The organism is Mesorhizobium sp. (assembly GCF_017306585.1).
Taxonomy (GTDB): domain Bacteria; phylum Pseudomonadota; class Alphaproteobacteria; order Rhizobiales; family Rhizobiaceae; genus Mesorhizobium.
The window spans coordinates 1-6,488 of the sequence record NZ_JAFKIC010000065.1 but is presented as its reverse complement, the minus strand read 5'-3'; the positions used below and the strand labels follow the sequence as shown (position 1 = coordinate 6,488).

The window sequence follows — 6,488 nt, the reverse complement described above, 5'->3', positions numbered from 1 at the left end:
GGCTTCAGGACCTCGATCGCCCCGGCTGGCCGTCCGACCAGATAGTTTATGATGCCCTTGGCGATCGCCAGGCTCTCGGCATCCATCGATGTGGCGCGGGATACCGCGGCTTCGACGGTGGCTGGATTGCCGCCGCTCATGCCGTAGACCAGCAAGGCACGGAAGTTCTTGGGATCGTTGAAGTCGTCGGCATCCGCCGCGCGAAGCCGCGCATCGGTCATTTCCAGCAACTTGGCCTGCATCGGCATCGCGGCATGGTCGCCGGCGGCGATGCGATCCTGGATGAGCTGCAGCGAGCGCACCAGCTGATAGGGCTGCAGCGCGTCCTGGGTCAGGCCGGCCGACGGATATCCGGCGGCCAGCAGCATCAGGCCCATCAGCCGGCTGGTCACCGCCGCCCGCTTCATCCGCCGGTCGCCATGAGGATTTCGATACGGCGGTTGGCCGCCGACAGGGGATTGGCGGGATCCTTCGGTTGGCGATCGGCGAAGCCGGCGACCTCAGTGATGCGGCGCTCGTCGACGCCGCCACGCACCAGCATGTAGTAGGCGGAATGAGCGCGCGCGGTCGACAGGCGCCAATTGTCATAGGTGGCGCTGCGGAACGGCCGCGCATCGGTGTGGCCGTTGATGCTGATCGTGCCCTTCTGGCTGTTGACGATGCGGCCGATCTTTTCCATGGCCAGCACCAGTTCGCGGCTCGGCACGGCCGACCCGACCTCGAACATGCCGAAGTCGAGCTGATCGGTGATGGAGATGACGACCCCCTTGTCGGTGGCTTCGACGGAGACGCCGTCATGCAGCTTGTCGCCAGGCTTGAAGGCATCGGCCAGTTGCTGCTTGACGTCGGCCGCCGCCTTCAGCGCGGCGGCCGTCGGAGCCTTCTGCGACTCCGGGTTTTGCGCGTCCGCCATAGCGGTATCGGCCTTGGCTGCTTCGGCGGCTTTGCCGTCCCGCGCTTTTCCATCCGCGGGCTTGCTGTCGCCGGCCTTGGCCGCCGCGGTGGCGGCGGCAACATCCTTTGCAAGTGGTTCGAGCGGTGCGTCCTCGAGAACCGGCGCCGGCGGCACGGCCTTGACCTTGGCGACCTCAGTCTCGGCGGCCTTGTCGCCGGGCTTGAACGGGTCGCCCTCGATCCTGGGCCGTTGCGCGCTCGCCTCGGCGGCGGGTGCCGCGACCTGCTGCGACCAGAAATCCGGCTCGAAGGGATCACGATAGGAAGCGCCGCCGGAGGCGCCCGTCGCCGGGCCCGCGCTCTGCGCGCCGCCGTCGCCTTTCTGGCTGACATTCTGCATGACGCCGGTGTCGGTGGCGATTTCCGAGAGCACCGCGTAGGGATCGGCGAACAGATGGTCGTCGGACTGCTTCGACTGCTGCGGTTCCTGCTTGTCCTGCTTGCGGCTGGACGAGCCCGCGGCGCCGCTGCCGTCCTGTCCGGTCTTGGCCGCCTGGTCTTGCGGGTTGTCGGCGGTCATTCCGATCGCGCGCGGCCCGTTGCCGAGATCCTCCAGGCCCTTGCGGCTCGATTCACGGTCGACGAGCTTGACCGGGTTGAAGTAGCTGGCGACCGCCGCCTTGGTCTGCTCGTTGGCGGCGTTGATCAGCCACATGACCAGGAAAAAGCACATCATCGCGGTCATGAAGTCGGCGAAGGCGATCTTCCAGACGCCGCCATGATGGCCCTCGTCATGGTCGTGGTGGCCCCGCCGCACGACGATGATCTCGTGCCTGCCGTGATCGGCTTCGGCGACGCTCATGACAGGACCTCGGACAGGGTTGCCGACCATTCCGCCATGCGTGTCTCGAACACGGCCTCGTCGATGGTTACCGTCAGATCGAAGCCGGGCGCCTCGGTGAAGTCGAGATTTGCCGCACGCGGACCGAGTGATTCCCTCAGCGTTTCGAACAGCGAGAGCGGCCCGCGCACCGCGATGCGCACCGCCTCGCCGTCGCCGACGGTTTCGCGGACGGCGCGGGCGAGCGCCTCCAGCGAGCGCTTCTGCAGATCGTCGCTGACGACGCCGCCGATGATGCGGGCGACCGTAGCGGCGACGAGATCCGTCACGCGGATCTCCATGGCGTCGATATGCGAAGACACCGCCTTGCCGACATCGCCGCCGAAACTTTCGAGAAAGGCCTTGGCCTCATCGGCATTCGCCTGGCGTTCCGCCTCCAGCGCCGCTTCGTGAGCGGCTGAGAGCCGTTCGCCAAGCGCTGCCTCCGCCTGCGCGACCGCCTCGGCGATCAGCATGCCGATATCGGCCTGTGGCGCCGGCGCCTCCGGCCTGTATTCGGCCGTGGGCTGCGGCTGGCTGATGCGTGGCGCGCGCGTGCCGAAGTCAGGGAGAAGATCGAAGAGGGCTGCGGTGGCCATGGTTTACGCCGCGATTTCCTGGGCCGCCCACTTGCGCAGGATCTGCGCGGTGCGCTCCTCATTGAGATCGACCATGCGGGCAAGCCGCTCCTGCGGCGCCGGCCTGATCTTCTGGCGGAGATCGTCGAGCGGCGTGGCGCCGGGCCGTGCGCCGGGCAGGGCGCCGATGGGCACGCCGGCATCGGCTGAAGCGGCTGCCTCCGGTGTCGGCAGCGAACGCTGGACCTCGTCGAAATTGGGGCCCGCTATGGCAGGCGTCGCCTTGGCCGTCAGCGCGGCCGCCATCGGCCGCAGGCCAAAGAAGGCGACCAGGAACACCACGACGATGAAGGCGCCGGCATTGATCAGCGTGCCGGCATGCTGGCCGACGGAATCGAGCATTCCGGCCTGCGGGATCGCCTCGCCGTCAAGCCCATCGATGAACTCGACCGCCGAGACGTCGATGATGTCGCCGCGCTTGTCGTCGAAACCGGTGGCCGAGGTCACCATCTTCTGGATGTCGGCGACGCGCTTGGCGATCTGCTCGGGCGTCGCGTCCTTGCCCAGGATCGCCTTCAGCCGGTCCTGATTGACGACCACGGCGATCGACATTTTGGTGACGGTGTAGCCGTTGGAGACGGTGGCGATCTTCTTGGAGTTGATCTCGTAGTTGGTGATCTCCTCCTTGCGGTCGTTCGCGGAAGAAGTCTGCGGACCCTCGGTGCTGGTCGCCTGGGTCTCGGGCAGGTTCTGCTCGACGCTGGCCGGGGTGGAGGCCTGCCTCTGGTTGCTGTTTTCGTTGGCGCGCACCGACTGCACCGAGCGCTCGACGCGCGATTCCGGATCGAAGATCGTTTCCTCGGTCTGGCGGGTGTCGGTGTTGACATCGGCCTTGACGCTGGCGCGGAAATTGTCCGGGCCAAGGTAAGGGGTCAGTGCGCGGCGGATGTTGTCGCCGATCTGCGCCTCGACGGTCTGTTCGACGCCGAGCGTGCGGGCCGCACTGGTGTTGGAGGGATCATCGCCCGCGGCCAGCAGATTGCCGTTGGAGTCCAGCACCGTCACCTTGTCGGCGGACAGGCCAGGCACCGCGGCGGCGACGAGATGGCGGATCGACTGGGCGCTCTTCTCGGCGTCGATGCCGGCATAGCGAATGACGACCGAGGCGGAAGGCTGCTGCTCGTCGCGGCGGAAATTGGCGCGTTCGGACATGACGATGTGGACGCGCGCCGCCTTGATGCCCGCTATGGACTGGATGGTGCGGGCGATCTCGCCTTCGAGCGCACGCACGCGGGTGATCTGCTGCATGAAAGAGGTGAGGCCCATCGCGCCGACATTGTCGAACAGCTCGTAGCCGGCATTGGCGCTGGTCGGCAGACCCTTTTCGGCGAGCAGCATGCGCGCCTGAGCGGTGGTTCCGGCCGGCACCAGCACCGAGGTTCCGTCGGCGCCGACATCGAAGCCGATGCCGGCCTCGCCCAGGACCAGGCCGATCTGGTTCACGTCGGAGCGGTCGAGCCCGACATAGAGCGTGTCGTAGGCAGGCCGGTTGAGATAGACCGAGGCGATGCCGATGACGCCCATCACCAGAACGGCGATGCCCGCCAGCATGGCAAGGCGCTTCACGCCAAAACCGCGGAGATTCGAGATGATGCTCTGGATCTGTTCGGGCACGATAGCGCTGCTCCCAGCATGACTGTCCGCCGGAACAGTAGTCCTCGAAGCTTGTGCGAAAATGAAATCGGGCCGCGCTTGGTGCGCGGCCCGATTGATTGAAGTAAAGCCGATGGTTCAGCCAGGCTGGGATTAGCCGTTCTTGAACAGCGACAGGATCGACTGCGAGGAGCTGTTGGCGATCGACAGCGACTGGATGCCGAGCTGCTGCTGCACCTGCAGCGCCTGCAGGCGGGTCGATTCCTTGTTCATGTCGGCATCGACGAGCTGGCCGACGCCGCGGTCGATGGAGTCCATCAGGCTCTGGGTAAAGGTCTTCTGCAGGTCGATCGAGCTCTTGGCCGAACCGAGGATCGTCGCCGAATCGGTCAGCTGGCTCATCACGTTGTCGATCTTGGTGATCATCTGGGTGATGATGTCGTCGGTCACGCCCGATGCCGTGATGTCGAGATTGTAGGCCGAGATGTTGTCGACCTTCGCCACCGCTCCCGCCGCGGTCTGGCCGGCGGTATTGGCGGCGATGTCGGTGCCGCCGGCGGCGATCGAGGCCTTGTAGGCGTTGTCGTAAAGCGTCTGCGCCGCCGCGGTCGCGTAGACAGACGTCTTGCGATCGAGGATGCCCTGGTTCTTGACGGCGGTGGCGAGGCCCGAATCGAACAGCTTGGTGCCCTCGACATTGATATCGATCGTGCCGAGCTGAACGGCGCCGGACGACGTGCGGTTGAACGAAGAAACGATCTTGGCGTCGGCCTGGACGCCGTCATTGGCGGACGCGACCTGGGTCGACGTCACCGAAAGGAAATTCGAACCGGAAAAAGTGGCGGCATCGGCAAATGACTTCATCTGCGCCTGAAGCCCGGTGATCTCGGTCTGCGTCTTGGCCTTGGCGGCATCGGTCTGGCCGACGGTCGACAACAGCTTGGTCTTGATCTGGCCGATAGTGGTCAGGACGTTGTTCATGCCGGTGTAGGCGGTGTCGACCTTCGAGGCGCCGAGGCCGAGCGCGTCCTGCACGGTGGAGAGCGCCTGGTTGTCGGAGCGCATCGTGGTGGCGATCGACCAGTAGGCGGCGTTGTCGGAGGCCTCGGAGACCCTGTAGCCTGTCGAGATGCGGGCCTGTGTCTGCTCGAGCGACTTGTTGGTGGCGTTGAGACTTTGAAGCGCCGTCAACGCCGCGGCGTTCGTCATGATGCTTGCCAAGAAACTCGCTCCTTCTCTAAGGCCGGCCCTCACCGGCTTAACCCTCGCGAGCCGGTCGGCCCGCCTGTAGATCGCCGTGCCACGGAGGCCGATTCGGCAATCTGTTGTAAACGTTGGTTAACCATATCTAACGCGGTATGGTTAATGGTCTCTTAAAAGACCGGCTTCGAGGGTTAAGGAACGAGCGTTGCGCGGGGCTGGAGCAAACGCAAAACGGGCCGCGCTTTTGGCGCGGCCCGCCTAACTAGCTGTACTACGTGGACGAGAAAGATCAGCCGCGGAAGAGCGACAGGATCGACTGCGACGAGCCGTTGGCGATCGACAGCGCCTGGACGCCGAGCTGCTGCTGAACCTGCAGCGCCTGGAGGCGGGTCGATTCCTTGTTCATGTCGGCATCGACGAGCTGGCCGACGCCGCGGTCGATGGAGTCCATCAAGCTCTGCGTGAAGGTCTTCTGCAGGTCGATCGAGCTCTTGGCGGCGCCGAGCTTGGTGGCGGCGGTCGTCATGTCCTTGAGCGCGGCGTCGACGACGGTCATCATCTGCGAGATCTGGGCGTCGCTCGCGGCCGTGGTGCCCGAAGCGATGGCCAGGGTGGCAACCGAATACGTGTCGCCGGCTGCCGGAGCCGCACCCAGCGTCGGGGCCTGTGCCGTGGCGGTCGTAGCGCCGGTGGTGCCGAGGCGAGCCGCATCGAGGATGCCCTTGCTGGTCGGTGCGGCACCGGCGTCATAGAGCTTGATGCTTTCCACGTTGACATTGATCGTCGACAGCGAAACCGCGCCCGCGGCGCTGCGGTTGAAGGCCGACACGATCTGGACATCGGCGGCCGTGCCCGAAGCGGTGGACACCGACAGCATGTTGGTGCCGGAGAAGGTGGCGGAGTCGGCGTAACCCTTCAGCTGTGCCTGGAGGGCGGCGATTTCGACCTGGGTCTTCTGCTTGGAGGCGTCGGTCTGGCCGTAGGACGCGGTCAGCTTCTGCTGGATCGAATTGATGGTGGTGATCGCGCTGTTCATGCCGGTGTAGGCGGTGTCGACCTTCGAAGCGCCGAGGCCGAGCGAGTCCGAAACGGTGGACATGGCCTGGTTGTCGGAGCGCATCGTGGTGGCGATCGACCAGTAGGCGGCGTTGTCGGAAGCCTGCGAGACGCGATAGCCCGTCGAGATGCGGGACTGGGTGGTGTTGAGGCTGTTCTGGGTAGCGTTAAGGCTCTGCAGCGCGGTCAACGCGGCGCTGTTCGTCATGATACTGGCCATGGCA

5 protein-coding genes and 1 pseudogene are annotated in these 6,488 nt (G+C 65.5%); all 6 read right to left on the bottom strand.

All coding sequences use genetic code 11. The features are described 5' to 3' along the window. A pseudogene (locus tag J0I79_RS02420) lies at positions 1–407 on the bottom strand (chemotaxis protein MotC); the annotation flags it as partial. Then, positions 404–1,756 (bottom strand): MotB family protein, encoded by a 1,353-nt coding sequence (locus J0I79_RS02415; protein ID WP_292855125.1) that lies wholly within the window; start codon positions 1,754–1,756, stop codon positions 404–406. The pseudogene J0I79_RS02420 and the gene J0I79_RS02415, both read right to left, overlap by 4 nt. After that, complete coding sequence (locus J0I79_RS02410; RefSeq protein ID WP_292855123.1) at positions 1,753–2,373, bottom strand: hypothetical protein; 621 nt, start codon at positions 2,371–2,373, stop codon at positions 1,753–1,755. The genes J0I79_RS02415 and J0I79_RS02410 overlap by 4 nt, the downstream gene beginning before the upstream one ends. Positions 2,374–2,376: 3 nt before the next feature. Then, complete coding sequence (gene fliF / locus J0I79_RS02405) at positions 2,377–4,026, bottom strand: flagellar basal-body MS-ring/collar protein FliF (protein ID WP_292855122.1); 1,650 nt, start codon at positions 4,024–4,026, stop codon at positions 2,377–2,379. 132 nt (positions 4,027–4,158) lie between these two features. Further along, positions 4,159–5,226 carry a flagellin gene (locus tag J0I79_RS02400; protein WP_292855120.1) on the bottom strand — a complete coding sequence of 356 codons (1,068 nt, stop codon included), beginning with the start codon at positions 5,224–5,226 and terminating at the stop codon, positions 4,159–4,161. 271 nt (positions 5,227–5,497) lie between these two features. Further along, entirely contained in the window at positions 5,498–6,484 is a 987-nt protein-coding gene (locus tag J0I79_RS02395; protein ID WP_292855127.1) for a flagellin, read from the bottom strand. Positions 6,485–6,488 lie beyond the last annotated feature (4 nt).